Annotated in this window: 3 protein-coding genes; 2 read left to right on the plus strand and 1 reads right to left on the minus strand. The window is 61.9% G+C overall.

The window, feature by feature from the left end; translation table 11 throughout:
* Nucleotides 1-178: 178 nt before the first annotated feature.
* Complete coding sequence (locus QMX97_RS31780) at nucleotides 179-619, minus strand: heme-binding protein (RefSeq protein ID WP_282398226.1); 441 nt, start codon at nucleotides 617-619, stop codon at nucleotides 179-181.
* Between the two features lie 256 nt (nucleotides 620-875).
* Here QMX97_RS31780 and gcl point away from each other — a divergent pair, with 256 nt between their 5' ends.
* Both gcl and hyi read left to right on the plus strand, forming a co-directional pair.
* Nucleotides 876-2,651 carry a glyoxylate carboligase gene (gcl, locus tag QMX97_RS31785; protein WP_065901588.1) on the plus strand — a complete coding sequence of 592 codons (1,776 nt, stop codon included), beginning with the start codon at nucleotides 876-878 and terminating at the stop codon, nucleotides 2,649-2,651.
* A gap of 10 nt (nucleotides 2,652-2,661) precedes the next feature.
* The gene (gene hyi, locus QMX97_RS31790; RefSeq protein WP_106804701.1) at nucleotides 2,662-3,444 is read left to right on the plus strand and encodes a hydroxypyruvate isomerase; all 783 of its coding nucleotides are present in this window, start codon (nucleotides 2,662-2,664) and stop codon (nucleotides 3,442-3,444) included.
* Nucleotides 3,445-3,537: the final 93 nt, after the last annotated feature.

The raw sequence follows: 3,537 nt of genomic DNA on the forward strand, positions 1-3,537 counted from the left end.
TTCCGATTGTGGGCGCCGGGTTGTTGGGGGGATTGGGGTGATCCGGTGTGGGAGGTGATCCGGTTTAGTGCCGAGACCGCTTCGCCGCTTTCGCGAGCAAGCCCGCTCCCACACTTGGAATGCATTCAAAATGTGGGAGCGGGCTTGCTCGCGAAGAGGCCCGCACCGTCACTTCAAATCACGCGGGCACCCCCGCATCCGCCAACAACCCCACGCCCTCGATTGCGGTGATCGCGCATTGCTCGTCGATGTCCGATGTGTCGCCACTGATCCTGATCGCCCCCAGTACCACCCCCTCTCGATCTCGAATCAATACCCCGCCCGGTGCCGGGACCACGCTGCCCTGCCCCAGGCTGTTCAATGCCGCGATAAACGCCGGGCGCTGCTGCGCGTCCAGTGCCAACAAGCGCGAGCCCTTGCCCAGCGCGATCGCGCCCCAGGCCTTGCCGATGGCGATCTGCGGGCGCAGCAGGCTGGCGCCGTCTTCGCGTTGCAGGGTGATCAAGTGGCCGCCGCTGTCGAGGACCGCGATGGTCAGCGGCGCCGTCGACAGCGTGCGCCCTGCGTTGAGGGCCTGACTGGCGAGCTGGGTGGCGATTTTCAAGGTTAAAGCGCTCATGGTGCCGTCCTTCTTTTGTTATTGGGAAAGCGGTGGAGGTCTGTCTGATCAGATGCTCGATCAAACAAATAGAACACAATGAAAATTAATTTTGTATACAATAATTTCGCACAAACACTCCATACGTCGAAAAAATGCCTTCCGACGAACGCAAAGGGCCGCGAACAAAATGGATTGACCTGCGCCGCTCGCCGTGAATACACTTTATCCAGACACCACTTGTATACAATTACAAAACGCAAGAGGCACCAAAATCATGAGCAAAATGAGAGCAATCGAAGCCGCCGTCCTGGTGATGCGCCGTGAAGGCGTGGACACCGCCTTCGGTATCCCTGGCGCCGCGATCAACCCGCTGTATTCGGCCTTGCAGAAGGTCGGTGGCATCGATCACGTCCTTGCTCGCCACGTTGAAGGCGCCTCGCACATGGCCGAGGGTTACACCCGCACCAAGGCCGGCAATATCGGCGTGTGCATCGGCACTTCGGGCCCGGCGGGCACCGACATGGTCACCGGCCTCTACAGCGCTTCGGCGGACTCGATCCCGATCCTGTGCATCACCGGCCAAGCCCCGCGTGCACGGATGCACAAGGAAGACTTCCAGGCCGTCGACATCACCAGCATCGTCAAGCCCGTGACCAAGTGGGCAACCACTGTGCTCGAACCTGGCCAGGTGCCCTACGCGTTCCAGAAAGCCTTCTACGAAATGCGCTCAGGCCGCCCAGGCCCAGTGTTGATCGACCTGCCGTTCGACGTGCAGATGGCCGAGATCGAATTCGACATCGACGCCTACCAGCCGCTGCCCCTGGCCAAGCCGCTGGCAACCCGCATCCAGGTGGAAAAAGCCCTGGCCCTGCTCGATGCCGCCGAGCGGCCGTTGCTGGTCAGCGGCGGTGGCGTGATCAATGCCGACGCCAGCGAACTGCTGGTGGAGTTCGCCGAACTCACTGGTATCCCGGTGATTCCGACCCTGATGGGCTGGGGCACCATCCCCGACGACCACCCGCTGATGGTCGGCATGGTCGGCCTGCAAACCTCCCACCGCTATGGCAACGCGACGATGCTCAAGTCGGACGTGGTGCTCGGCATCGGCAACCGCTGGGCCAACCGCCACACCGGTTCGGTGGAGGTCTACACCGAAGGCCGCAAGTTCATTCACGTCGACATCGAGCCGACGCAGATTGGCCGCGTGTTCACCCCGGACCTGGGCATCGTCTCCGACGCCGGTTCCGCGCTGACCCTGTTCATTGAAGTGGCCCGCGAGTGGAAAGCCGCCGGCAAGCTCAAGGACCGCAGCGCCTGGCTGCATGATTGCCAGCAGCGCAAGGCCACCCTGCAGCGCAAGACCCACTTCGACGCGGTGCCGGTCAAGCCGCAACGGGTGTACGAAGAGATGAACCAGGTGTTCGGCAAAGACACCTGCTACGTCAGCACCATCGGCCTGTCGCAGATTGCCGGCGCGCAATTCCTCCACGTGTACAAGCCGCGCCACTGGATCAACTGCGGCCAGGCCGGCCCGTTGGGCTGGACCATCCCCGCAGCGCTCGGCGTGGTCAAGGCCGACCCGAGCCGCAAGGTGGTGGCGTTGTCCGGCGACTATGACTTCCAGTTCATGATCGAAGAGCTGGCGGTGGGCGCGCAATTCAAGCTGCCGTACATCCACGTGGTGGTGAACAACTCCTACCTGGGGCTGATCCGCCAGGCCCAGCGCGGTTTTGAAATGGACTACTGCGTCCAGCTGTCCTTCGACAACCTCAACGCGCCGGAGCTCAACGGTTATGGCGTCGACCACGTCGCCGTCGCCGAAGGCCTGGGTTGCAAGGCCCTGCGTGTGTTCGAGCCGGGCCAGATCCAGCCGGCCCTGCGCAAGGCGCAGGAGATGATCGAGGAATTCAAGGTGCCGGTGATCGTCGAGATCATCCTGGAGCGCGTGACCAATATTTCCATGGGCACCGAGATCAACGCCGTCAACGAATTCGAAGATCTGGCCCTGGTCGGCAACGATGCGCCGACTGCCATTTCCCTGCTTGATTAAGGAGAACCCTATGCCGCGCTTTGCCGCCAACCTGTCCATGCTGTTTACCGAGCAGGACTTTCTCGCCCGCTTCAAAGCCGCCGCCGAGGCCGGTTTCGAAGGGGTCGAGTACCTGTTCCCGTATGAGTTCAGCTCCGCCGAAATCAAGGCACAACTTGACGCCCATGGCCTGACCCAAGTGCTGTTCAACCTGCCGGCCGGTGATTGGGCCAAGGGCGAGCGCGGCCTGGCGTGCCACCCGGATCGGGTCGAGGAGTTCCGCGCCGGGGTCAACCTGGCCATCGCCTACGCCGAGGTGCTGGGCAATACCCAGATCAACTGCCTGGCGGGGATCCGGCCTGCCGGTGTCGATGATGCAACCCTGGAAAAGACGTTTGTCGCCAACCTCAAGTACGCGGCCGACAAGCTGCAAGCGGTGGGCATCAAGCTGGTGATGGAAGCCATCAACACCCGCGACATCCCGGGCTTCTACCTCAACAACACCGCGCAGGCCCTGTCGATTCGCGAGCAAGTGGGCAGCGCCAACCTGTTCCTGCAATACGACATCTATCACATGCAAATCATGGAAGGCGACCTGGCCCGCACCATGGCCGCGCACCTGGGCGAGATCAACCATATCCAGCTGGCGGACAACCCCGGGCGCAATGAGCCGGGTACCGGCGAGATCAACTATCGCTTCCTGTTCGAGCATCTGGACCGCATCGGTTACTCGGGCTGGGTCGGCTGTGAATACAAGCCGCTGACCACCACCGAAGCGGGTTTGGGCTGGCTCAAAACCCACAACGCGATCTGACTGAACAAACACGGGACCCAATGTGGGAGCGGGCTTGCTCGCGAAAGCGGTGTATCAGTCGACATCAATGCTGAATGTCAGACTGCATTCGCG

Source organism: Pseudomonas sp. PS01298 (genome assembly GCF_029959745.1).
Lineage (GTDB): Bacteria > Pseudomonadota > Gammaproteobacteria > Pseudomonadales > Pseudomonadaceae > Aquipseudomonas > Aquipseudomonas aylmerensis.